A 23,013-nucleotide genomic window follows, 5' to 3' on the forward strand; every position below is an offset into this window, starting at 1 on the left:
TGAAGCGGCATGACCCTGGACGCCGTGCGGGCGGAACTTGCGCCGCGAAACCTGCTCCGTGTCGCGATCAACCTCAGCAATTTCCTGCTGGTCACCGGTCGCGATGCAGGCGGCAATCCGACCGGTGTCGCACCCGACATGGGAGGCGAGATCGCAAGGCACCTGGGCGTCGACATGGTCCTGGTGCCGTATCCCGACCCCGGCGCGCTGGCCGATGCAGTCGTCCGCGACGAGTGGGACATCGGCCTGATCGGCGCCGAGCCGGCCCGCGCGCAACACATCGCCTTCACGCCCGCCTATGTCGAGATCGACGCTACCTACCTGGTGCCGAACGGCTCCGCGATCCACGCCGTGGCGGCGGTGGACCGGCCCGGCATCCGCATCGCGGTGACCGCCCGCACCGCCTACGACCTCTGGCTCGAGCGCAATCTCCGGCATGCGACGCTGGTGCGCTCGGCAAGCTTCGACACCGCCTTCGATGAATTCTCGAGCCACCAGCTGGATGCGCTGGCCGGGCTGCGCTCGCGACTGCTGGTCGATGCCCGGAAGATGCCTGATTCCAGGCTGCTGGACGGACGCTTCGCCGCCATACAGCAGGCGATCGGCACCCCCCGGAGCAGGCAGGCGAGTGCCGTGTTCCTGTCGGGCTTCGTCGAGAATGCGAAAAACTCCGGCCTGATCACCCGGCTGATCGAGCGGCACGGCGTCATCGGGCTGTCGGTGGCGCCTGTGGTGGAAGTCGGGTCGGCACCGGAACCGCGTGATGGCGCCTGAACGCAGAACCCCCGGCTGGATGTGAGGGAGCCTGGCGCGCAGGCACCCTCACGCCGTGGCGAAGGACGCCGTATATCCATCGTCCCGGGCGCTCGATCATGCCGGGCCATTGGCATCCACGACGACTGAGGCGGCCATCTTCATGGCGGCATCGACCGGACAAGTCCGTGCTGCCGAAGTCCGCTCGACAGGCTTTTCCTGCACGCGGCACGAGATCACGATCCCGGAACTCGATGCCGCCTCTGATGACACGGGGCGACGCGCTGCCTCCGGAGTTTTCGTGATCCACGGGGCTCTGGCTGCAAGCAATCCGAGCGACTTCGCAGCAGCGACACCGGCGCAGATCGAGAGCGGACGTCATGCGGTGGCAACGGACCTTGTTCATGGCCGCCATGCCGCCGCGGGGCTGAATGCAGCGATCGATGCGCGGCTCGAGGAACGCGACGCCATCCCGGGCCGGCTTTCGCCTGGATCGCTCCCGCTGCCGACCCGGACATGAGCCGGACGACGGGCATGGCGGGATGCCCGCATCCGGATTCACCAACCTGACCAGCGATTGCGCGGCCGGTCTGCCGTTCGGCGCAGCGACGGGCTTGCTGCCGCGCACCGGGACAGGCAACGGCGATACGAAGTTGCCGCGATCACCACCGCCGTCAAGGCAGCCTGATTTGTCCTAGCCGGCTGATACGATTATTTCGACTTTCGAAGAAACCAAAGCATAATTCGGTTGACCAACGACAGGCCGCGCCGTTTAGTGTCCTAAGTGATTAGGACGCATCAGGAGTTCGGACGGTCATGGGATGCATTTCGATACGGCCTCTCCATCCTGCCGCCGACACCGTCCATGACAGCTGCTTGCACATTTCGCGCCACCGCACGCCTGCAGGGAACGACCCGCGCAACAGCCGCGTCGGCGGCCGGCTCCCGCGGCATCGTGGCTGAGGAGAAACGACCGATGCCGGACACTGTGCTTGCCGAGGAAACGGCACGGCTGAACGACGTGCTGTGCACGATCAACCTCCTGGCGTGGGACGCGCGGACCCACATGCCGCCCAGCGGCAGCAGGGCCCGCGGCAACCAGGTGGCGACACTGACCGGACTGGCGCGCGACATCGCCATCGGCCCGCGTCTGCGCGATGCGGTATCGGCGGCGCTGGATCGCGGGGACGGCGATGCAGACGAGCGCGCGCTGCTGCAGGAATTCGCCGCCGACCTCGAGACGATGCGCAGGGTGCCGGCTGCCCTCCTGCTCGAGATGGCCGAGCTGAAGACCACCTCGCATGCCGCCTGGCTGGTGGCGCGCGAGCGGAACGACTTTTCCGTGTTTGCGCCGTCCCTCGGCCGGATCTTCGCGCTGCAGCGTGAACTGGCCGAGGTCATCGGCTACGACGAGCATCCCTACGACGCGTTGATCGGCCAGTACGAGCCCGGCATGACCATCGCGTCGCTTGCGCCGTTGTTCGCAACGCTGCGTGCGGGGATCACGCCGCTGCTCGAACAGTTGCGCGACCTGCCACCGGCCGATGGTTTCCTGGAACAACCCTACCCGGTCGAAACCCAACGGCGGTTTGCCGCCGAAATCGCCGCGCGGATGGGGTACGATTTCGGGCGCGGGCGCGTCGACGACACGGTGCATCCGTTCGAGATCTCGATGACCCGGGACGACGTACGGATCACCTCGCGGTTCCGCGAAACCTACGTCAAGGGCGGCCTGTTCGCGCTCTGGCACGAGGCCGGCCACGGCATCTACGAACAGGGCGTGGCCGAGCGCTGGACGCGTGGCATCGGCGCCACCGACCTGCGCAACCTTTATGCCGTCGGGGGCCGCAGTTTCGGCCTGCACGAATCCCAGTCACGGCTGTACGAGAACCGCGTCGGGCGATCGCGCCAGTTCTGGGAGCTGCATTTCGGAGCCCTGCGCGACTGTTTTCCCGACCAGCTCGCCGGGATCGACATGGACACGTTCTGGCGCGCGGTGAACCAGCCGCGGCAGGGACTGATCCGCATCGAGGCCGACGAACTCACCTACGATGCCCACGTCATGCTGCGCTGCGAGCTCGAGGCGGCTCTGGTGGCGGGCGAGGTTCGCGTCGCGGATCTGCCGGCGCTGTGGGACGAGCGCATCCGCGCCGCATTCGGACTGGTGGTTCCGGACCTCACCCGCGGCGTGCTGCAGGACGTCCACTGGTCGCACGGCTATGTCGGATCGTTCGCGACCTACACACTGGGCAACGTCATGGCGTCGCAGTTTTTCGCGGCCGCCACCAGCGAGCCGGCGGTGCGCGACGGCCTGCGGGGCGGACGCTACGAGCCGCTGACCGCCTGGCTCGGCCAGCACGTGCACCGGCACGGTCGCAGCCGCAACCGCGACCGTATCCTGCGTGACGCCACCGGCAACGGTCTCGATCCGCAAGCCTACCTTTCCGACCTCCGCGCGAAAGCGGCGGCCCTGCTGGACACCGCCGCATGAGACAGCCCGCCGGACGGCCGATCGCGATCGCGCTGCATGGCGGCTGCGGCGTGATGTCCCGCAATGACCTGCCGGCAGCGGACTGGGCATTGGCCGAGGAGGTGATGCGGACAGCATTGCGCCGTGGCTGGGACCTGCTCGCCGAGGGCGCCGCCGCGGTCGATGCGGTGGAGGCCGCGGTCGTCGTGCTGGAGGATAGCCCGCACTTCAATGCCGGGCACGGCGCCGCATTGAACCGGGAGGGCGTGCACGAACTCGACGCCGCGATCATGGATGGCAGCACGGGCGCCGCCGGGGCGGTGTGCTCTGCGCGCACGATCCGCAATCCGGTGCAGGCAGCGCGTGCGGTCCTGCGGCACGGCGAGGCGCTGCTGCTGGCCGGAAGTGCTGCCGATCGTTTCGCAGCGTCGGTCGGACTGCCCCCGGCGCCGCAGGAGTATTTCACCACCGAGCGCCGGCTTGCCGCGCTGCGCACGATGCAGGCGCGACGCAGTGCCGGCACCCAGGCTACGGCGAGCGAGCAGGAAAAACACGGGACCGTCGGGGCGGTGGCGCTCGACAGCGCCGGGCACCTGGCGGCCGCAACCTCGACCGGCGGCTATACCGACAAGCCGGCGGGACGGGTGGGCGACAGTCCGCTGATCGGTGCAGGAACCTTTGCTCGTGACGGTGTGTGCGCGGTGTCCTGCACCGGGGCCGGCGAGTTCTTCATCCGTCACGTCGCGGCGTACGGCATTGCGGCGCGGGTCCAGCATCTCGGCGAGACGGTTGCGGTCGCCGCGCAATACATGATCGAGACCGAGCTCTCGCCGCATCGGATCGGCGCCGGACTGGTTGCGCTCGATGCGCAGGGGCAGGTCAGCGCGCCGTTCAACACCGAGGGCATGTTCCGCGGCTGGATCACGCCTGACGGCACGATATTCACCGCCACCCACCGCTAGCGCGGAACCACGGCCCTCGGGGCCGTCAGCAAGGAGACACATCATGCGCAGAACGGCACTTCTGACGGCGACCGCCTTGATCTCCTGCCTGCTGCCGGCGCTGTCGCATGCGCAAGGACCGCCGGCCGGCGACGAGGCAGCCGCCCCGGGCAACTCCGCTGACGGTTCCGGCACCGGCGCCACCGCAAGGCCGGCCGCAGCGCGCGTACATCACGGCGGCACCGCGGCCGCTTCGAAAGACTCCCCCGAGACCGTCGTCGTCATGCGGCGCCGCCTGCTGTCGAAGCAGCGCAACGTCACGTCCGCCGCCTTCGAGCTCGACCAGAAGCAGGTGCAGGCACCGGGCCCGTCGGGCTCGATCCAGAGCGTGCTCAAGCAACTGCCCTCGGTGAACTCCTATCAATCCGGTTTCGGCCAGAGCTTCGCGGAGTTGTCCATCCGCGGCGTGCGCCAGGGCGAACTGGCGAGCGACCTCGACGGCATCCCGTTCAACGACCTGATCTCGGGCGGCACGGGATCGTTCCTGACCAACAATGTCGGTGCGCCGATCACCCTGGCCGAGACCGGCAACATCAACGTCTATCCGGGCGTTGCGGCTCCCGACGTCCAGGGCATCGATGCGCTCGGCGGCACCATCGACTACCACACCAAGCGTCCGACGGACACCGCCTACCTCGACCTGACCGGCGGTGTCGGCAGCTTCGGCTACGACACCTACGGCTTCGAGGCCAACAGCGGCAGCATCAAGTCGATGGATGGCCTGAAGATGCTGCTGCAGTACAACCAGAGCGAAACATCCGGCTTCATCGAGAACACCAACGGCCGCTTCCGCGACATGCTGTTCTCGGTCGACAAGCCGTACGACAACGGATTGTCGGACCTGAGCGCCACCGTCATCTACAACAACGACTTCTCCTATGTACAGTCGGAGACCGTGCCGACCAGCCTGCTCGCCAACAACCTGTTCTACAACTTCCCGAAGAACGAGGAATACACCCGCGAATCCAACAATTATCTCACGGTGATCCTCGGCGACCAGACCTACATATCAAAGAACCTGGTTGCCGCGATCAAGGCGTTCTACATCTCCCAGGATACTGAGTTCGACTCCTTCGCCAACCCGGACATCCTCGGACCGAACGAGCCCTATATTCCGAACTTCCAGAACAGCTACACGATCTACGGTCCGATCGGACCCTCCTCCGGGACGATCTTCACGCAGCCCGGCCGCTTCACCTACGATCCCCTGACGTTCGGCAGCGCTGCCGCGGGCCAGGCATACGAGAACAATTCGACCCACACCGACGAGATCGGCATCGCGCCGAAGATCAATATCTTCCTGCCCCACAACAACATCTCGATCGGCGGCATCATTGCCAAGGAGTGGTATTCGGCCAACGTCTATGTCTATGGCGCGCCGAACATGCCGGAGATCAACGGCTACAACTCGTTCTGCTGGGATAATGGCGGCACCGACAATTTTTGCGCCGGGAGCACGCGCACCGTGTACACCGGCTATGTGCAGGACCGGGTCGACCTGCTCGACAACAAGCTGCATATCGAGCCGGCCCTGCGGTTCGAGGGCATCGACACCGTGGTCAGCCACAACTGGAATTATGGCGGCGCACCCGGCTACCAGTTGCAGAACTTCTATCGCCGCGCGCTGCCCTATCTCGGCGTCAGCTACGACCTGCCTGGTCACGTCGTCGGGTATGCCAGCACCGGTCGCAGCACGCTGTATCCGCCTGCGACCGACTACGCGATCAGCGGCGGTGCGGGTGGGATCGCCAACGCCACCTACGCGCCCAAGCCCGTCACGGTGCACTCCTACCAGGCCGGGCTCCGCTACGACACCCCCGACCTGTACGTGAACGTGGACTACTACTACCAGAAGGAAACTGCGGCACTCGGCTTCTATACGAACTTCGTCGACAATGTCAGCGAGTACGGCAATTACGGCACCGAGGAGTTCAAGGGGTTCGAGGCCAATGTCGATTGGCGTGTCAGCCCGAAGGTCACGCTGTTTTTCACCGGATCATATAATATCTCCAAGTATCTGGAGAGCTATGCGGCCTTCACCTCGCAATTCGAGGATCAGTTCGGCTACGCCTTCAAGGGTGATCCGCTCGCCAACGCACCGAAATGGCTCGCGACCACCGGCGTCGACTACACGCCCAAGAACGTCGTGACCACCGGCGACAGCGTCGATCTGCGCTTTTGGATGCAATATACCGGCGCGCAGAACACGCTCTACAACCTGCCGCCGAACGAGCCGAACCCGATCCTGGACGTGGCGACGGTCACCAGCCGCACATACGAGCTCGGCGCTTTCGCGACGTTCAACCTGGACGCCAAATACCGGCTGCCGATCCGCCACAGCTTCGTCAAGAACCTGCTGTTCGACCTCAACATCCAGAACATATTCGACAAGCACTATTATACCTACCTGTATGGCCAATTCGACGATACGGCGGGAGCCTTTCACAGTCCGTTCTATTACACGGCCTACCCTGGCATGCCCCTGGCGGCGTCGTTCCAGGTCACGGCCAGGTTCTGAATGATGCGGCAGGCGCCACTGATCCCGGCGCCGATGCCGGGCGACGAGCGGCAGGGAAACGTCCTCTCGGCCGATCCCTGCTGAGCGGCCGGGATCTGCCTGAACAACCAGGCAGGTCCGGGCTCCCGCGGGGATCGCCCGGATCGACGGCCGAGAACCACAGACGCGTCCCGCCCCCCGGACCAGATCCGCGGTCGCCATCAAGGTCAGGTCCGGGTGGGCGGCATGCCCCCCGCAACCTGTTCCGCCACGAATTCGAGCACCGCGCGAACGGCTGGCATCCGACGCAGGTCGGCATGGACGACGAGATACATATCCCGGGCCGCCCGCGGCCGATCAACGGCCACGGGCACCAGTCCAGGGTCCTGAACGGCCAGGAAACATGGCAGCGCTGCGATGCCGACCCCGGCCCGTGCGGCTGCGGCCTGGCAGCCCAGATCATTCGCGCGGAAGACGACCGGGCGGTCCGCGGCGATCGCCAGCAGCCACTGCTGCTCCAGGACATGATCGAGCGACACGTCGTAGGCGATGAAGTCCCACTCCGCTGCCGGTCGGTTCGCGTAGCCGGGGGCGGCGTAGAGGTCGAATTCCACAGTCCCGATCTTGCGCGCGACGCTGCTGGCCTCCTTCGGGCGGCTGATGCGCACCGCGATGTCGGCACCGCCCTGGCTCAGGGACGCGACGGCCTGGTTGCCCAGCAACGTCAGATGCAGGTCCGGGTAGAGCCGCCGCAGGATCGGCAGTCGGGGCGCCAGGAAGTAGCTGGCAAATGCGGGCGGCGTGCTGAGCGTCACCGTTCCAGACAAGGGAGAATGCTGGGCCTTCACCGCCCGCTCCAGCGCATGTGCCTGCACCTGCATGCCCTGGGCGAGCGCCGACACGCGCTGACCGGCCTCGGTCAGCACCCAACGCTTCGGCAGACGCTCGATCAGGGCGGTATCGAAGACCTCTTCCAGCGCGGACACCCGTCTGCCGACCGTCGCATGGTCGACCTTCAGCACTCGCGCGGCACCCGACAGTGTCCCTGCTTCGGCCAGCGCCACGAAGTGACGCATATCCTCCCAGTCGAACATCTGTGCATTTTCTCACAAGGGCTGTGAAAGAATACCGCGTTCTCGCTCGGAGTGTCGAAGCCTAACTGTTCCTCCACCGGACCAACCTGGGCCGCGGCAGGAAAATCAGTCGTCATGAAGATCTACGATCGTTCCGGATTTCCCAATCCCGCTCGTATCCGCATCGTCCTCGCCGAGAAGAAGCTCGACGCGCAGATGGAGTTCGTGTCGGTCGACCTGATCGGCGCCGAGCATAAACAGAGCGCCTTCCTGGCCAAGAACCCGTCGGGCGTGTTGCCGGTCCTGCAAATCGATGACGGCACCTATCTGTCCGAGAGCACGGCCATCACCGAGTATCTCGACAACCTCGATGGCAACCCGAGCCTCACCGGCAAGACGCCGCGCGAGAAGGCAATGATCCACATGATGCAGCGGCGTGCCGAGGCCGAGGTGCTCGACGCTGTCGGCAACTACTTCCACAACGCGACGCCCGGGCTCGGACCTATCCTGCAGGTTTACAAGAATCCGGAGTGGACCGACCGTACCGCCTGGGGCAACCAGCAGCGCGACAAGGCTCTCGATGGCCTGAGATATTTCGACGGCGTCCTGAAAGGCAACGCCTAAGTCGCTGGCGACAGCTTTTCCATGGCCGACATCACCCTCTTCGCAGGCCTGATGTTTGCCGACGCGGCAGGCATCGCCATTCCGGGAGAGTATGAGGCCCTGGCAGAGTGGCGCTCGAAGGTCTCCGAGCTCCCCAGCGTCAAGCACCGTAGCGGACAGAATTTCGAGCCCGAGGACCTGCGGCGTCTGGGCTTCTGAACTCCGACCCATAGAAGCGCGCGAGAACAGGACCATGTTCGACACGCACGCTACAGTCGACGCCTCTCGCCGGAACCTCCCCGTCGCTATTGTCGGCAACGTCGCGGTCGCCGGGTTACCGGCCACGCCGGCTATAGCCAAGGCTGACCCGGTCCGCCGGCAAGCTTACTGTCACAGCCTGACGACGAGTGACGGCACCATTCTGGTTTCTCGGATTAACTCTGGCAGGGCAATCATCAGTGGAGCCTTACTCACTGGCTGTACCTATAGCGCTCTTACCGCTGTTGAAACCCACCCCTGACCGGCCTCTCGAAGGCGCGTCCGGTCCGGGCTACCTTTCGTTAGATATGGACGTGGAGCCACTGGTGGGTTGCGGTCGGAAGCAGCGCGTGCTGCGCCTGTCGCGGTGTCAGCCGCGGTGGCGCCTGCCGGGTGCTGATCCAAGGCCCCGCGGGATGGATGAGCAGGGGGCGACGCGCTCCGCGTGTGCCACAGCACGAGTGCCAGTGGCAGCCTCAAGGGACCGTATAAGCAGCCTGTAAAAGCATACTCAGTGAGCGAAGAATTTAGCTGGCGTCCCGTACGGGATTCGAACCCGTGTTACCGCCGTGAAAGGGCGGTGTCCTAGGCCCCTAGACGAACAGGACTGGCCAGCTGAGCGGCGCGCGGTGCCGTGGGCGCCTGCGTAGCCGAGCGTCCGGGCAGGGTCAAGGCAGCCCCGGCCAAACACCCCAACCTAGGCCAGCGCCGCGTCCTGGATGAAGAAGCCGGCGGTGGTCCGGCCGTTCCACGCCTCCGCCCGCAGCCAGCCGGCCAGATGCACCGGCGCCACGCCCGGTGCTTCCAGCAGGCTCGTGAGGCTGCTCTCGTTGGCGCGGAACAGCAGTGCCTTCAGCCGCACCCCGCCACCCTCGCCCTCGAGCAGCAGCCGCAGCGTGTTGCCCTCGGCCCCGATGCGCTCGGCCCGCAATACCCGTGCTCGGCTCAGCACGAACAGCGGCTCCTCGTTGCCCGAGCCGAACGGCGCCAGCCGATCGAGGTGGCCCGCGAGCTCGACCGTCGCCGCCGCCACCGTCATCACCCCGTCGATCGCCAGCGCCGATGCCGCCGGCCGCGCCCTGGCCTCACCGAGCCGCTCGTCGAGGAACGCGTGCAACGCCTCGAGCCGGTCTGCCTGCAAGGAGAAGCCCGCCGCCATCGCATGCCCGCCGCCGGTCAGCAGCAGACCCGACTGCCGGGCGGCAATGATCGCCGCACCCAGATCCAGCCCCTCGACGGAGCGCCCTGAGCCCTTCACCGTCCCGTCCTCGAGCGTCGCTGCCACCAGCGCCGGCCGGTTGAAGCGCTCCTTCATCCGCCCAGCGACGATGCCGACCACGCCCGGATGCCAGTCGCCATGCGCCAGCAACAGCACCGCATGGCCCGCCGCCAGCTGCGCCTCGCCCTGCGCCATCGCCTGGTCGAGGATCGTGCTCTCGACCGTGCGACGCTGCCGGTTCACCGCATCGAGCCGCTCGGCCAGCTGCCTTGCCTCCACCGGATCGTCCGACAGCAGCAGCCGCAAGCCCAGATCCGCCTCGCTGATCCGCCCGCCGGCATTGATCCGCGGGCCCAGTGCGAAGCCGCAGGTGAAGGCGCTCGGCAGGTCCTTGGCGGACGCCACCTCGAGCAGCGCCTGGATGCCCGGACGCGCCCGACGCGCCATCACCTTGAGCCCCTGCGCCACCAGCGCCCGGTTCAGCCCGGTCAGCGGCATCACGTCACAGACCGTCGCCAGCGCCACCAGGTCGAGCAGCGCGATCAGGTCGGGCTCCTTGCCGCCGGCGAAATAGCCGTCGCGGCGCAGGTGCCGGACCAGCGCGATCCCGGTCAGGAAGGCGATCGCCGTCGCGCACAGGTGTCGCAGGCCGGATCCGCAATCCAGCCGGTTCGGATTGACCGTGGCCAGGATCGGCGGCGGTGGCCCGTCCGACTTGTGGTGATCCAGCACCACCACGTCCGCATCGGCCGCCACATGCGCCAGCGCCTCCGGAGCCGCGGTGCCGCAATCGACGCACACGATCAGCGTGGTGCCGCGCTCCACCAGGCCTGCCAGTGCCGCGGGGTTAGGTCCGTATCCCTCGCGCATGCGGTCCGGGATGTGGGTGTACACCGGGCAGCCGAGGCCACGCAGCAGCGTGGTCAGCAACGCAGCCGCACAGGCGCCATCGACGTCGTAATCGCCGAACACGCCCACCGTTTCGGACTGCTCGACCGCCCGCGCCAGCCGCGCAGCCGCCTGGTCCATGTCGATCATGCAGGAGGGGTCCGGCAGCAGCGCCCGCAGCGTCGGCTCGAGGAAATGCGGCGCGGTCTCGATCGCCACGCCGCGCGCCGCCAGCAGCCGGCCGACCATCTCCGGCAGGGCCAGCCTTTGCGACAGCGCAAAGCCCATGCGCTCGTGGTCATCGGCTGCGGCACCGCCGCCGTTGCGCCAGACCCAACGCCGCCCGCCGATGCTGGCGGTCACGCCCAGCACCGCGTCCGGCGCCATGCCCGCAAGAAGCAGTCCGTCAGGCATCGTCAGGCGCTCAGCTGGTACTCCAGGTCTTGCGCGCGAAGTTGTGGTGACCCTCGATGAACCGCACCGTGCCCGACTTGCTGCGCATGACGATCGAGTGCGTCACCGCATGGATGCCGGTGCGCAGTATGCCGCGCAGCAAGGCTCCGGTGGTGACGCCGGTGGCGGAGAACAGCACGTCGCCGCGCGCGATATCCTCGAGCGACAGCAGCCGCCGCGGATCGCCCTCCTGCATCTCCTGGGCGCGCTGCACCTGCGCCTCGTCGTCGAACAGCAGCCGCGCCTGCATCTGGCCGCCGGTGCAGCGCATCGCCGCCGCCGCCAGCACACCCTCCGGCGCACCGCCCGAGCCCGCGAAAATATCGACCCCGCTCCCCGGCATGCAGGCCGCGATCACCCCCGCGACGTCGCCGTCGGAAATCAGCATCACCCGCGCGCCGGCCTCGCGGGTCAGTGCGATCAGCTCCTCGTGGCGGTCGCGATCGAGCGTGCACAGCGTCAGGTCGCTGATGTCGCAGCGCTTCGCCTTCGCCAGGTTGCGCAGATTGACGGCGATGCTGCTGTCGAGACCGACCACGCCCTCGGGCAGCCCGGGTCCCACCGCCAGCTTGTCCATGTAGATGTCCGGCGCGTGCAGGAAATTACCGCGCTCGGCCAGCGCCACCACGGTCAGCGCGTTCGGCATGTTCTTGGCCGTCAGGATGGTGCCCTCGAGCGGGTCGACGGCGATGTCCATCTCAGGCCCGCCGGACCCCACCTTCTCGCCGATATAGAGCATCGGCGCCTCGTCCATCTCGCCTTCGCCGATCACCACGGTGCCGTCGATCGCGACCGTGTCGAACGCCGTGCGCATCGCCTCGACAGCGGCGCCGTCGGCTTCGTTCTTCTGGCCGCGGCCACTCCAGCGCGAGGCTGCCAGGGCCGCGGCCTCGGTCACCCGGACCAGCTCCAGCGCCAGGTTGCGGTCGTTCGGAGAGCGGATGTCCGGAGCGGGCGATTGCATGGCGGCGAAGACCTTTGTTGTCGGAACGGCGGACGCCAGCGGGAGCGGGGTCAGCCGGCCTCGATTCGGATCATGGTAGGACCTGCGACGACAACGTCGAGCCCGGCAATGCACTGCACCACCTCCTGCATCGCCTGTTCCCGGGTTTCATGCGTGACCAGCACGATCGGCACGCTCTCGTCCGGACCGGCGCCGGCCGCCTGGCCGTGCTGCAGCATGCTCTTCAGCGACACACCGCAATCGCGCAGCACCGCGGTGATCTCGGCGATCACGCCGGGCCGGTCGCGCACCTCCAGCCGCAGGTAGTACGAGCCGCGACAGGCCGACATCGGCACCGAGGTCAGCGTCGACAGCGACCCCGAGCTCGCACCCCAGGCCGGCACCAGGCTGCCGCGGGCGATATCGATCAGGTCCGCCACCACTGCCGTCGCGGTCGGACCGGCGCCGGCGCCCCTGCCCTCCAGCATCAGCCGGCCGACGAACTCGCCCTCCGCCACCACCGCGTTGAACACCCCCTCGACGCGCGCGATCGGCGCCGAATGCGGCACCAGGCACGGATGCACCCGGGTCTCGACGCCCTCCCCGGTGCGCCGCGCGATGCCCAGCAGCTTGATGCGGTAGCCGAGCTCGGTGGCGAACGCGATGTCGGCAGCACCGACGCCGCGGATGCCCTCGACATGCACGCTGTCGAAATCCACCGGCCGGCCAAACGCCAGTGCCGCCAGGATCGCCAGCTTGTGCGCGGTGTCGATGCCGTCGACGTCGGTCGAGGGATCCGCCTCGGCGTAACCCAGCGCCTGCGCCTCCTCCAGAACGGCGGCAAAGCTGCGGCCGGTCTCGCGCATCTGGGTCAGGATGTAGTTGCAGGTGCCGTTCAGGATGCCGCCGATCCGCACCAGCCGGTCGGCGGCCAGGCCCTCCCGCAGCGCCTTGATCACCGGAATCCCGCCGGCCACCGCCGCCTCGAACGCCAGCGCAACCCCTGCCCGTTCGGCGGCCGATGCCAGGCTCGCGCCATGCACCGCGATCAGCGCCTTGTTGGCGGTCACCACCGGCCGGCCACGCGACAACGCCGTCTCGACCAGCCTGCGCGCCGGACCCTCCGAGCCGCCGATCAGCTCGACAACCACATCCACATCCGGATCGTCGGCCAGGCCCATCGGGTCGTCGTGCCAGCGCAGATCCGACACATCGAGCCCACGCGCCCGCTGCCGGTCACGCGCAGAAACCGCCGTCACCAGCATCGGCCGCCCGGCGCGGGTGGCGATCAGCTCCGCATTGGCCTGCAGCAGCCTGAGCGTGCCGCCGCCGACGGTGCCGAGCCCGGCGATCCCGATCCGGAGAGGTGCCAAACCTGAAAGCGGGTGTGGCATCAGGCACGTTCCAGATGCACGGCCGCGACATCGGGCCGGTTCCGTTCCACGGCCTCGCCCACGGCAGGCCCGCCATTATGCGCCATCAGGAACGACCGGATGTTGCGCGTCGCCTGGCGCAGCCGCTGGGTGTTCTCGACCAGTCCGATGCGTACGAAGCCCTCGCCATGCTCGCCGAACCCGAGTCCCGGCGCCACCGCAACGCCCGCCTCGGCCAGCAGCAGCTTGGAGAACCCGACGCTGCCGAGGTGGGCGAATCGTTCCGGAATCGGCGCCCAGGCGAACATCGAGCCCTCCGGCGACGGCACGTCCCAGCCCGCCGCCGACAGCCCGCGGATCAGCACGTCGCGGCGTTCCTTGTAGAGCGCCCGCATCTCCGCCACGCAATCCTGCGGACCGTTCAGCGCTGCCACCGACGCCACCTGGATCGGCGTGAAGGCGCCGTAATCGAGATACGACTTGATCCGCGTCAGCGCGTTGATCAGCCGCGGATTGCCGGCGGCGAACCCCATCCGCCAGCCCGCCATCGAGTACGTCTTGGACATCGAGGTGAACTCGACCGCCACGTCCTTGGCGCCCGGCACCTGCAGGATCGAGGGCGGCACCAGGTCACCGAAATAGATTTCCGCATAGGCCAGGTCGGAAAGGATCCAGATCTCCTCACGGCGCGCGAACGCCACCAGCTCCTTGTAGAAATCCAGATCCGCGAGATACGCGGTCGGGTTCGACGGGAAGTTGACGATCAGCGCGGTCGGCTTCGGCACCGAATGCCGCACCGCGCGCTCCAGCGCCCGCAGCATGTCCTCGTCCGGCTTCGCCGGGATCGAGCGCACCGACGCGCCCGCGATGATGAAGCCGAACTGGTGGATCGGGTACGACGGGTTCGGCACCAGGATGGTGTCGCCCGGGCTGGTGATCGCCGCGGACAGGTTGGCCAGCCCCTCCTTGGAACCGAGCGTCGCCACCACCTCGGTTTCCGGATCCAGCTTCACGTCGAAGCGCCGCGCGTAATAGCCGGCGAGCGCCCGGCGCAATCCGGGAATGCCCTTGCTGACCGAGTACCGGTGCGAACGCGGATCCGCGACGGTCTCCACGAGCTTTGCCACGATATGCGGCGGCGTCGGGCTGTCCGGATTGCCCATGCCGAGATCGATGATGTCCGCGCCCTCGCTCCGCGCCTGCGCCTTCGCCTTGTTGACCTCGGCGAACACGTACGGCGGCAGGCGGCGGATGCGGTGGAATTCTTCGGTCATGGCAGGCTCTTCGCGCTACTCGATACGGGGTTGCAACAGACGCTCACTCTACCAGACCCGCAACCGCGCCGCGACCGAATGCATCCGCACGCATCCGGATCGCACTCGCCGGCACGCCGTCCTTTTCCAGCGCGTCGGCCACCGCGCGGGCCCGCAAAGCTGCCAGCGTGAGCGCCTGCGCCTGGTCGTGCGGCGCGTCGGACGCGGCATCGCCGAAGCCATGAACATACACGCTGCCGGCGCCCCGGCGCGTGGCCACCGACCGCAGCGTGGCACCCTGGCCGGGACTGAGCACGTCGGTGCCGGCGGCGAACACCAGCGCTTCCCCCGGAACCGTGGCCAGCTGGTACGTCGGCCGCGCCGGCGCCGCATAGGCGACCGGCGGCAGTGGTGCCAGCCCCATTCCCGGCAGCGACGGCGGCGGCGGCGGAGCGCCCGGGATCTGCGGCGTGGGCGCGTTCGCATCGGCCTCGGCGGTGACACTCCCCGGGCCGGTGGCGGGTGGTGGCGCCAGGTCCGGCATCGCCAGCTCCGGCTCGTCGGCCTGCGAGGGATCGGCCAGCACGTCGGTCCTGCCGTGTCCGGATTTTCCACCCTTCGTCGCACCGGAGGCCGGGCCTGTGGCCGTGACAGGCGTTGCGGGCGGCGGTGGCGCCTCCGCGGCATCCAGTGTCGCCGAGGACAGTGCCGGATTGGCCGCAGCCGCAGCCGCCGGAGCACCTGGAACCCCACCCGCCGGAGCCGGCCCTGGCGCCGCCCCGGATGCAGCCTTGCCGGGCGTGGCGACAGCCACTGGCGGCGGCAGCGGATCGTGCGCATTCAGCCGCGCCGAAAGATTGCGCTGCTCGACCAGGCCCGCGGTGACCGACTTGCGCAGGTCCATCGACGCCACCTGGGGGGCGGCCGCCGGTGTGGTGCCGATCTTCGGATACGGGTCGTCGACTCCCGGCGGCGGTGGCCGCTGCTGGGCGATGGCGCCGCCCTCGAGCTGATGCCACCAGTTCAGCGGCGTATCGACCGGGTCCTGGTGCGCGCAACCGCCGACGAGCCCCAGCGCCACGCCGCACAAGAGCCGGCACGCCAGCTGGTCCGCTACCCGCCGCCCGTGGTTCCGCGTCCGCACCATTCCCGCCTTGCCCATCCGCATCCACCCAAACAGCCGCCCGCGCCGGACCATGCTCCGACGGCCGCCGTCCCCACTGTTAGCCGCACCGCACCCGCGGGAGAAGCAGCAGCTTGGGCCGGCGCGCGCCTGGGGCCCTTCACCCTGGACCGCCGCACCCTACATGCAGGCGACACGCCATTGCCTGCGCCGCCGCCTTGGCATCCTGGCGGCCCGGTTGCAGGATGGACGACACTGATCCCGAACACCGGATCGAGGGAGAGCCTGATGACCGGCATGCCGCCGAACAACCTTATCCGGATGGATGACGAAGACCCCGAGGACCCCGATGGCCCCGACGTTCCGGAGCCGAACGGTCCGGAGCCCAAGGAGCCGGGCGACAACAAGACCCTCTCGTCGCCGATCAACGAGCTCGAGAAGCGACTGTTCGACCAGCGCAAGGTGCTGATCTTCGGCGCGATCAACGACAAGGTGGCGCGCGACGTCACCGGCCGGCTGCTGGCACTCGCCGGCGCCTCGGACAAGCCGATCGACGTGTACGTCAACTCGCCCGGCGGCCACGTCGAGAGCGGCGACACCATCCACGACATGATCCGCTTCGTGGATGCGGTGGCGCAGGTGCGCCTGATCGGCACCGGCTGGGTCGCCAGTGCCGGCGCGCTGATCTTCGCTGCCGGCCACAGGGACCGTCGCTTCTGCCTGCCCAATACGCGCTTCCTGCTGCACCAGCCGATGGGCGGCGTCCGCGGGCCTGCGACCGACATCGACATCGAGGCGCGCGAGATCATCAAGATGCGCGAGCGTCTCAACCGGCTGTTCGCGCGCGAGTGCGGCCAGACCTACGAGAAGGTCGCAAAGGACACCGACCGCAACTACTGGATGGGTGCCGACGAGGCGATCGCCTACGGTCTGGTCACCAAGGTCGTGAGCTCCATCACCGAGATCTGACCTTGGCGCCTGCCAACGAGAGCGGGCCGGGACGCAAGTCCTGGCCCGTTTCGTTTGCGCTGTCGGCCGTGGCACTGGCCGGCCTCGCCGTCGTATTCGGCTCCTACGCACGCTACGCCGCCACCGCCTACCCGTCCTTCGACGGTGCTATGAACCTGAACGTCGCCCGCAGCGTCGCCGAGGGTCACGGCTACGGCTTCCGCTACGACAGCTTCTTCGCCTTCCCGGCGCAGACCGACGGCCCTTTCGTACTTCCGGCCGTGCTGATCTTCCGCCTGTTCGGCATCACCCTGTTCACCTCGCAACTGGTGAGCCTGCTCTACCTGGTCGGCTTCGGCCTCGCCGTGCTGGTCCTGATGCGCCGGCTGGACGCACCACTCTGGCTCGCCGCCACGACCGCAATCGCCTGCCTGCTGATGCCGGGTGTCGCCGATTACGGCCTGGACGGCTATGGCGAGCTCCCGATGCTGGCCTGGCTGCTCGCCGCACTGGTGGCCGCAAGCGCCTGCCTGCGCGCGCCCGCGCCCACGCGGGCCGTGCCACCGCTCGCCGGACTGCTGTTCGGGCTGGCCGTCCTGACCAAGACCATTGCCCTGCTCTGCGTGGCACCGGCCCTTGCGATCTGCGCCCTGCTGCTGGCGACCCGGCGATCCGGCGACAACCCGGCGCGGCGCCTGATCGATCCGGCCCTGCTCGTGGGCGGCTTCCTTGCAGCGGTGCTCGGCTGGGAGCTGTTCCGCCTCGTGTCGCTCGGCAGCATCGCCGCCTGGCACCTGTGGTGGCAGCTGCAGCTCGGCCAGGTGTCACAGCAATCCGGCGCCGACGCGGCGCTCGACCCGATGGTGCTGCTGGCGACGCTCCTGCTGCATCTGCACCTGCTCGCCGTCATGGTCGGAGTGCCGCCCGCCGCCCTCGTGCTGTGGCTCGTGCTGCCGTGGGGCCTGGGCGCGTGGCACCTCGTCCGCCACCGGTCCGGCCCGCCACAACGCCTGCTGCTGGCGACGCTGCTCGCCTGCACGCTGCTGTATTTCGCCTGGTGGCTCGCCATCACCCCCACCGGCATGGCCTGGCTGCGCCGGATCCTGCCCGGGCTGCTGCTGCAGACCTGCCTGATCGCCGGCCTGATCGCCGCGTCCCTGCACCCGTCCCGGACCCGGGCGCCCGGCCGTCTGGCCGCCCCGCTGATGCTGACGATCACCTGCCTGGTCGGTGCCCGCATGCTGATCTTCGGCGCGCACCCGTTCCCGCCGACCGACGTGGCACTGCGCCGGCACGCCATCACCGAGGCCGTCGCCCGCCTGCGCGCCCTGCCCCAGGATGCCGTGATCTTCGGTGTCGGCTGGTGGCAGGCGCCGGTGCTGGCGCTGTTCTCCGACCGCACCGTGATGAACTTCGACCGCTGGAGCCCGGCCCGCATCAACGCCCTGCCGGACGCCTACTTCCTGGTCGACGATTCCGCGATCAATCTCGGCCAGCCGCCGTTGCGCGAGGTGTTCATGACCACCCGCCTCGACCCGCTGCTGCGCACGCCCGATATCGGCCTCTACCGCATCCGCTCGGTCGACCCGACGCTGCCGATGCGCGACTCCGCCGCCCTCACCACCGGCTTCGACGGCGGCAACGAAATCCCCCACACCATCGGCTGGTATCCTCCGGGCGGTGGCTGGGCCTGGGTGCGGCGCCACAGCACCATCCGCCTCGCCCGCGCCGGCCAGACCCGGCTGCTGCTCGACGCCGCGTTCTGGTCTGAGCTGTTCCCGCCTGGAACGCCGATGCGCCGGTTGCACGTGAGCGCCCCGCCCTGCATCGACCAGGATGTGTCGATCGAGGGCGCCGGCCGCCACCGCATCGAGATCCCGCTGCACTGCCCGGCCACCGCCGCACGCACCCCGCTCGACGTGGCACTCTCGCTCGATGCCGGCGTGTCCGTCGTGCACCAGCTCGACGCCGATACGCGCGACCGCTCTTTCGAGATCACCACGTTGATGCTGAAACCCTGAGCTCCCTGCAGACACGCGGTGTGACGTGACACGACGGATCGATCTCGCGGCGTTTCTGCTCCCGGGCCTGCTTGGCGCCGCGATGCTGCTGCTGTCGGTCTGGCTCGGCCCCGACGCCAGCTGGGACCTGCGCAACTACCACCTGTACGACGCCTTCGCGGCCTTCCATAAGCCGGGCTTCCTCGACCTGGTGCCGGCGCAGCGCCAGACCTTCCACCCGCCGATGCTCGACCTGCCGCCGCTCTGGCTGCGCTTCCGGCTCAACCACTGGCCGCGTCTGCTGGACGCCCTGCTGGCCCTCCCGAGCGCCATCGCGGTGATGCTCGCCTGGTGCATCGGCCGCCTGATCCAGCCCGCCGACATGCCGTACGCGCGGGTGTCGCTGATGCTGGCGGTCCTGTTCGGCGCCACCGGTGCGGCCGGCCTGCCCACCACCGGCACCAGCATGAGCGAGATGCCGGCCGCCTGCTTCGCCCTCGCGGGCCTTGCGTTGCTGCTCGTCGGACGCCCGGCCGGCGCACCCTGGCACCACCGCGCGCTGCTGGATCTCTGCGCCGGGATCGGCTTCGGCGTCGGGTGCGCGCTCAAGCCGACCCTTGCGGGCCTGGCCCTGGCGGCCGTGATGGCAGTGCTGTCGTGCGGGGTCGGGCCGCTTCCGCGCCGGTTCGGACGCGTGGCCAGTGTCGCCGCCGGTATCGGCCTGGGCGCGCTGCTGATCGGCGGCCCGTGGTGGTGGCACCTCGCCCGCCTGACCGGCAGCCCGCTGTTCCCGTACGAGAACCAGCTGTTCCGCTCGCCGCTCTACCCCCAGGCTGCCCTGACCGACGACCGTTTCCTGCCCCGCAGCGAACTGCAGGCGCTGTTCTACCCGTTCTTCTGGAGCCTCGCGCCGAGCCGGCTGAGCAGCGAGCTGCTGGTCCGAGACCCCCGCCTCGCTTTGGCATTCCTGGCGATGATCTGCTGCGGCCTGATCGCCTTCCTGCGCAGCGCCCGCCCGATCGGCGACCGTCGCGGCGGCGTCCTGCTGGTGTTCCTGTCGGCAGGGTTCCTGATCTGGGAGGCGCAGTTCGGCGTCCTGCGCTACCTGGCGCCGATCGAGCTGCTGTCCGGCCTGGTGGTGCTGGAGGCGCTGCAGCCGCTCCGCCACATCCGGCGAACCTGGGCGCCGATCGTCCCGCCGGCCGTCATGGCGGTTCTGCTGCTCGGCTCCGCGTCGCTCACGATCTATCCCGACTGGGGCCGCGCTCCTGCGTCCATGACCGCCGCGTCGGTGCAGCTGCCGCCGCTGCCGCCGGATGCGATGGTGCTGCTGCTGACCCCGGACCCGATGGCCTATGTCGCAGCCTTCGCCCCGCGCACGGTCCGCTTCGTCGGCGTCGACAACAACCTGGTGCATCCCGGCCAGGACAGCGTGCTGGAACGCCGTATCGAGCAGGCCGTGCGCCAGCACGCGGGACCGCTCTTCGGCCTCGAGGTGCCCGCAGCTGGTGGTCCCGCCGCGTTCGCACTCCGGTTCTACGCGCTGCACCGCGACGGGCCGTGCTGGCCGGTGCGCACCAACCTCGAGCAGGACGGCCTGCAAATCTGTCGGCTGGCGCACTGATGTTAACGTTTCGAACCCGGAAAAGTGATTGGGTCGACACGGTAACGTGAAGTCCTTGAGTACGCATGGGACGATACCGAAACAGTATGCGTCAGTGCTGGAAGATCGGTTTCAGCTCAGCATCTTTGTGCAAGGTCTCCCGAACCGGAAGCGGGTCTGTCAAGGTTGTGGCGCGCAGGCCGCGGTGCTATTTCTACCACGTGATTAGCACCAAGTCCCTGAAGGCCGGTCAATTCGAAATGAACGACTTCCTGGCTGGCGATGCAGCCTGGCGGCAGCTCGTGGACACCGTCAAGGGCTATGCTTTCGTGTTGCTGGATCGGGACGGCACCGTCGTGGGATGGAACGATGGCGCCAAGGCAATGAAGTTCTATGACTCGATCGAAATCATCGGCAGGAATTTCCGCGAATTCTACACGCCGGAATCGCAACTGATCGGTCATCCGGAACGCGAACTGACAACCGCTCTCTCGGTAGGCCGGCATGAGGAAGAGGGTTGGCGGGTCCGCAAGGGCGGATCCCGTTTCTGGGCACATGTCACGATCACCTCGATCCACGACGATAACGGACTCCATTGCGGTTTCGGAAAAATCGTGCGCGATCTCACGGAACAGAAACAGAGCCAGGAACAATACGCAAACGTCGTGAAGCTTCTGGAACAGACGGCTCTGACGGATTTCCTGACCGGGCTCGATAACCGCAGGTCGCTGGACCGGATGCTGACGGCAACCATCGCCGGTGCGCAGCGTCGCGGTCGCGGTCTCAGTCTGGCGATGATCGATTTCGACCACTTCAAACAATACAACGACGAGTTCGGCCACCAGAATGCCGACATCTACCTGAAGAGGGCGGTCAACGGATGGCGCGCGTCCCTGCGCTCGGAGGACCTGCTCGCCCGCTACGGCGGCGAGGAGTTCGTCGTCGTCATGCCTGACACTCCGTCGGCTGCTGCTATCCGCTGCATGGAGCGCCTGCGTGCGGCGACGCCGGCGCCGATGACCTGCTCCGTCGGCGTGGCGGAATGGCACTTCGGCGAGTCGCCGAACGCCCTGATCGGCCGGGCGGATCGGGCCATGTATCGTGCCAAGGCGGATGGCCGGAATCGCCTGGTCGTGGCGCCTGATCCGGAGCACGCCCGGCACTGACCGGTTCATCCCCACCGGCGGGTCCGGAGCTAACGTTCCGCGATCCGGTACTGCCACCAGCAGAGCAACGGGGTGACGCTCAGTTCCATCGCCAGCCCGAACAGCATCGGCGGCGGCGGCACTCCCGCTACGAAGACCCCGAGCAACCGTCCCAGCCCGCCGAACACCACGATCGCGGTCAGCAGCCGGAACCGTGCAGCCTGGCGCTCGATCCGCGGAACCGTGCTCCAGAAGCCGAACCCGATCGCCAGCAACAGGCCGGACAGATAACGCAGGTGGCTGTCCAGATCGATCGGCGTGGCGGATGCGGGCAGCCCGACCATTGCCGGGCCCAGCACGACACCGGAGCCGCCGGCCAGGATCGGCACCAGCCCCAGCACGATCACCACGACCTGCAGCAGGCGGCGGCTCAAGATATAGGCGCCCGTGCGAGCCCCAGCATCAGCGCGATATTCTGGATCGCGGCACCCGACGCACCCTTGCCGAGATTGTCCAGCCGCGCCGTCAACAGCGCGTGCCGCCTGGCATCGTTGGCATGCACCCGCAGCTCCATCACGTCGCTGTCGGCCAGTGCCTCGGCGCTCAGCACGGCGGGCGCCGTCTCGTCACCGACCCGCACCCGATCGGACCCTGCATACCAGTCGGCCAGCGCCTGCTGCAGATCGGCGCCGCGGACGTCGCCCGGCAGCAGGTCCAGATACAGCGGGATCGACACGATCATGCCCTGCGCGAAGTGCCCCACCGAGGGCACGAAGATCGGCCGCCGCGCCAGCCCCGCCTGCACCCGGATCTCCGGCACGTGCTTGTGCTCGAGCGTCAGCCCGTAGAGCTCGAACGCCGGGCCGCCCGCCGCCTCGTGCGCCGCGATCATGCTGCGGCCACCGCCGGAGTAGCCGCTGACGGCGTTGATCGCCACCGGATGGTCGCCCGGCAGCAGACCCGCCTCGATCAGCGGCCGCAGCAGCGCGATCGCCCCGGTCGCATAGCAGCCCGGGTTCGACACCCGCGACGCTGCCGCAATGGCGTCGGGCTGCCCGCTCCGCATCTCCGGAAAGCCGTAAACCCACTCCGGATCCGTGCGGAACGCAGTGCTGGCGTCGAGCAGCTTCGGCGGATGCTCGAGCCCCGCCGCGAGTGCAGCCGACTCCCGTGACGCCTCGTCCGGCAGGCAGAGCACGACCAGGTCGACCTCCTGCATCATCGCCAGGCGGGCCTCCGGATCCTTGCGCCGATCCGGCTCGATCGAGCGCACCGTCACCGGCAGGGCCTGCAGCCGACGCTGGATCCCGAGGCCGGTGGTGCCCGCCTCGCCATCGATGAAGACCGTCGCTGAACTCAACCGCATTCTCCCACGTCGCGAGCGCACCGAACGCAGAAGGCCCGGCCAAG

General features: G+C 68.2%; 19 protein-coding genes and 1 tRNA gene. 11 read left to right on the forward strand and 9 right to left on the reverse strand.

Annotation, left to right across the window (positions count from 1 at the left end; translation table 11 throughout):
- The first annotated feature begins 9 nt into the window (after positions 1-9).
- The 5 genes from ACOEQ2_RS02045 (at position 10) to ACOEQ2_RS02065 (ending at position 6,742) form a co-directional block, all read left to right on the forward strand.
- Positions 10-774: a transporter substrate-binding domain-containing protein gene (locus tag ACOEQ2_RS02045; RefSeq protein WP_419729734.1), complete on the forward strand. Its 765-nt coding sequence runs from the start codon at positions 10-12 to the stop codon at positions 772-774.
- 142 nt (positions 775-916) lie between these two features.
- Complete coding sequence (locus tag ACOEQ2_RS02050; protein ID WP_419729735.1) at positions 917-1,273, forward strand: hypothetical protein; 357 nt, start codon at positions 917-919, stop codon at positions 1,271-1,273.
- Between the two features lie 456 nt (positions 1,274-1,729).
- Positions 1,730-3,244 (forward strand): carboxypeptidase M32, encoded by a 1,515-nt coding sequence (locus ACOEQ2_RS02055; protein WP_419729736.1) that lies wholly within the window; start codon positions 1,730-1,732, stop codon positions 3,242-3,244.
- Positions 3,241-4,185: an isoaspartyl peptidase/L-asparaginase family protein gene (locus ACOEQ2_RS02060; protein ID WP_419729737.1), complete on the forward strand. Its 945-nt coding sequence runs from the start codon at positions 3,241-3,243 to the stop codon at positions 4,183-4,185. The genes ACOEQ2_RS02055 and ACOEQ2_RS02060 overlap by 4 nt, the downstream gene beginning before the upstream one ends.
- Positions 4,186-4,228: 43 nt before the next feature.
- Complete coding sequence (locus tag ACOEQ2_RS02065) at positions 4,229-6,742, forward strand: TonB-dependent receptor (RefSeq protein ID WP_419729738.1); 2,514 nt, start codon at positions 4,229-4,231, stop codon at positions 6,740-6,742.
- 206 nt (positions 6,743-6,948) lie between these two features.
- Here ACOEQ2_RS02065 and ACOEQ2_RS02070 read toward each other — a convergent pair whose 3' ends face one another.
- Complete coding sequence (locus tag ACOEQ2_RS02070; protein WP_419729739.1) at positions 6,949-7,815, reverse strand: LysR family transcriptional regulator; 867 nt, start codon at positions 7,813-7,815, stop codon at positions 6,949-6,951.
- Positions 7,816-7,929: 114 nt separating this feature from the next.
- Here ACOEQ2_RS02070 and ACOEQ2_RS02075 point away from each other — a divergent pair, with 114 nt between their 5' ends.
- Positions 7,930-8,418 carry a glutathione S-transferase N-terminal domain-containing protein gene (locus ACOEQ2_RS02075; protein ID WP_419729740.1) on the forward strand — a complete coding sequence of 163 codons (489 nt, stop codon included), beginning with the start codon at positions 7,930-7,932 and terminating at the stop codon, positions 8,416-8,418.
- Between the two features lie 21 nt (positions 8,419-8,439).
- Complete coding sequence (locus tag ACOEQ2_RS02080; protein WP_419729741.1) at positions 8,440-8,616, forward strand: hypothetical protein; 177 nt, start codon at positions 8,440-8,442, stop codon at positions 8,614-8,616.
- 571 nt (positions 8,617-9,187) lie between these two features.
- Here the strand turns inward: ACOEQ2_RS02080 and ACOEQ2_RS02085 are convergent.
- From ACOEQ2_RS02085 to ACOEQ2_RS02110, 6 genes are all read right to left on the reverse strand, one after another.
- Positions 9,188-9,263 (reverse strand) — tRNA-Glu (locus ACOEQ2_RS02085).
- An 89-nt stretch (positions 9,264-9,352) separates the two neighbouring features.
- Positions 9,353-11,176, reverse strand: a complete 1,824-nt coding sequence (gene recJ / locus ACOEQ2_RS02090; protein ID WP_419729742.1) for a single-stranded-DNA-specific exonuclease RecJ — start codon at positions 11,174-11,176, stop codon at positions 9,353-9,355.
- A gap of 10 nt (positions 11,177-11,186) precedes the next feature.
- On the reverse strand, positions 11,187-12,179 hold the full coding sequence (gene glpX / locus ACOEQ2_RS02095) for a class II fructose-bisphosphatase (RefSeq protein WP_419729743.1): 993 nt from the start codon (positions 12,177-12,179) through the stop codon (positions 11,187-11,189).
- Between the two features lie 50 nt (positions 12,180-12,229).
- Positions 12,230-13,552, reverse strand: a complete 1,323-nt coding sequence (locus tag ACOEQ2_RS02100) for a homoserine dehydrogenase (RefSeq protein WP_419729744.1) — start codon at positions 13,550-13,552, stop codon at positions 12,230-12,232.
- A complete protein-coding gene (locus ACOEQ2_RS02105; protein WP_419729745.1) occupies positions 13,552-14,805 on the reverse strand; it encodes an LL-diaminopimelate aminotransferase in 1,254 nt (417 codons plus the stop codon). The genes ACOEQ2_RS02100 and ACOEQ2_RS02105 overlap by 1 nt, the downstream gene beginning before the upstream one ends.
- Before the next feature lie 43 nt (positions 14,806-14,848).
- Positions 14,849-15,931 (reverse strand): OmpA family protein, encoded by a 1,083-nt coding sequence (locus tag ACOEQ2_RS02110; protein ID WP_419729746.1) that lies wholly within the window; start codon positions 15,929-15,931, stop codon positions 14,849-14,851.
- A 264-nt stretch (positions 15,932-16,195) separates the two neighbouring features.
- Here ACOEQ2_RS02110 and ACOEQ2_RS02115 point away from each other — a divergent pair, with 264 nt between their 5' ends.
- The 4 genes from ACOEQ2_RS02115 to ACOEQ2_RS02130 all read left to right on the forward strand — a co-directional run bounded on the left by ACOEQ2_RS02115 (position 16,196) and on the right by ACOEQ2_RS02130 (position 21,624).
- Positions 16,196-16,876: an ATP-dependent Clp protease proteolytic subunit gene (locus tag ACOEQ2_RS02115; RefSeq protein ID WP_419729747.1), complete on the forward strand. Its 681-nt coding sequence runs from the start codon at positions 16,196-16,198 to the stop codon at positions 16,874-16,876.
- Between the two features lie 2 nt (positions 16,877-16,878).
- Positions 16,879-18,876 carry a hypothetical protein gene (locus tag ACOEQ2_RS02120; protein WP_419729748.1) on the forward strand — a complete coding sequence of 666 codons (1,998 nt, stop codon included), beginning with the start codon at positions 16,879-16,881 and terminating at the stop codon, positions 18,874-18,876.
- A gap of 25 nt (positions 18,877-18,901) precedes the next feature.
- On the forward strand, positions 18,902-20,479 hold the full coding sequence (locus ACOEQ2_RS02125; RefSeq protein ID WP_419729749.1) for a hypothetical protein: 1,578 nt from the start codon (positions 18,902-18,904) through the stop codon (positions 20,477-20,479).
- A gap of 239 nt (positions 20,480-20,718) precedes the next feature.
- Positions 20,719-21,624 carry a GGDEF domain-containing protein gene (locus tag ACOEQ2_RS02130; RefSeq protein ID WP_419729750.1) on the forward strand — a complete coding sequence of 302 codons (906 nt, stop codon included), beginning with the start codon at positions 20,719-20,721 and terminating at the stop codon, positions 21,622-21,624.
- Between the two features lie 29 nt (positions 21,625-21,653).
- On the opposite strand, the gene ACOEQ2_RS02135 is transcribed toward ACOEQ2_RS02130, so the two are convergent.
- The gene (locus tag ACOEQ2_RS02135; protein WP_419729751.1) at positions 21,654-22,037 is read right to left on the reverse strand and encodes a DUF4345 domain-containing protein; all 384 of its coding nucleotides are present in this window, start codon (positions 22,035-22,037) and stop codon (positions 21,654-21,656) included.
- Complete coding sequence (argC, locus tag ACOEQ2_RS02140; protein ID WP_419729752.1) at positions 22,034-22,963, reverse strand: N-acetyl-gamma-glutamyl-phosphate reductase; 930 nt, start codon at positions 22,961-22,963, stop codon at positions 22,034-22,036. The genes ACOEQ2_RS02135 and argC overlap by 4 nt, the downstream gene beginning before the upstream one ends.
- Between the last annotated feature and the right edge of the window lie 50 nt (positions 22,964-23,013).

Origin of the sequence: Lichenicola sp., from assembly GCF_965198575.1 — a bacterium.
Lineage (GTDB): Bacteria > Pseudomonadota > Alphaproteobacteria > Acetobacterales > Acetobacteraceae > Lichenicola.

What these genes read in the sequence shown, in the direction of transcription:
- ACOEQ2_RS02080 (WP_419729741.1), top strand. Translation starts at nt 8,440, where the DNA reads ATGGCCGACATCACCCTCTTCGCAGGCCTGATGTTTGCCGACGCGGCA.
- ACOEQ2_RS02105 (WP_419729745.1), bottom strand. Translation starts at nt 14,805, where the DNA reads ATGACCGAAGAATTCCACCGCATCCGCCGCCTGCCGCCGTACGTGTTC.
- ACOEQ2_RS02100 (WP_419729744.1), bottom strand. Translation starts at nt 13,552, where the DNA reads ATGCCACACCCGCTTTCAGGTTTGGCACCTCTCCGGATCGGGATCGCC.
- ACOEQ2_RS02075 (WP_419729740.1), top strand. Translation starts at nt 7,930, where the DNA reads ATGAAGATCTACGATCGTTCCGGATTTCCCAATCCCGCTCGTATCCGC.
- ACOEQ2_RS02065 (WP_419729738.1), top strand. Translation starts at nt 4,229, where the DNA reads ATGCGCAGAACGGCACTTCTGACGGCGACCGCCTTGATCTCCTGCCTG.
- ACOEQ2_RS02055 (WP_419729736.1), top strand. Translation starts at nt 1,730, where the DNA reads ATGCCGGACACTGTGCTTGCCGAGGAAACGGCACGGCTGAACGACGTG.
- ACOEQ2_RS02045 (WP_419729734.1), top strand. Translation starts at nt 10, where the DNA reads ATGACCCTGGACGCCGTGCGGGCGGAACTTGCGCCGCGAAACCTGCTC.
- ACOEQ2_RS02060 (WP_419729737.1), top strand. Translation starts at nt 3,241, where the DNA reads ATGAGACAGCCCGCCGGACGGCCGATCGCGATCGCGCTGCATGGCGGC.
- ACOEQ2_RS02115 (WP_419729747.1), top strand. Translation starts at nt 16,196, where the DNA reads ATGACCGGCATGCCGCCGAACAACCTTATCCGGATGGATGACGAAGAC.
- ACOEQ2_RS02050 (WP_419729735.1), top strand. Translation starts at nt 917, where the DNA reads ATGGCGGCATCGACCGGACAAGTCCGTGCTGCCGAAGTCCGCTCGACA.
- glpX (WP_419729743.1), bottom strand. Translation starts at nt 12,179, where the DNA reads ATGCAATCGCCCGCTCCGGACATCCGCTCTCCGAACGACCGCAACCTG.
- ACOEQ2_RS02070 (WP_419729739.1), bottom strand. Translation starts at nt 7,815, where the DNA reads ATGTTCGACTGGGAGGATATGCGTCACTTCGTGGCGCTGGCCGAAGCA.
- recJ (WP_419729742.1), bottom strand. Translation starts at nt 11,176, where the DNA reads ATGCCTGACGGACTGCTTCTTGCGGGCATGGCGCCGGACGCGGTGCTG.
- ACOEQ2_RS02130 (WP_419729750.1), top strand. Translation starts at nt 20,719, where the DNA reads ATGAACGACTTCCTGGCTGGCGATGCAGCCTGGCGGCAGCTCGTGGAC.
- ACOEQ2_RS02110 (WP_419729746.1), bottom strand. Translation starts at nt 15,931, where the DNA reads ATGGTGCGGACGCGGAACCACGGGCGGCGGGTAGCGGACCAGCTGGCG.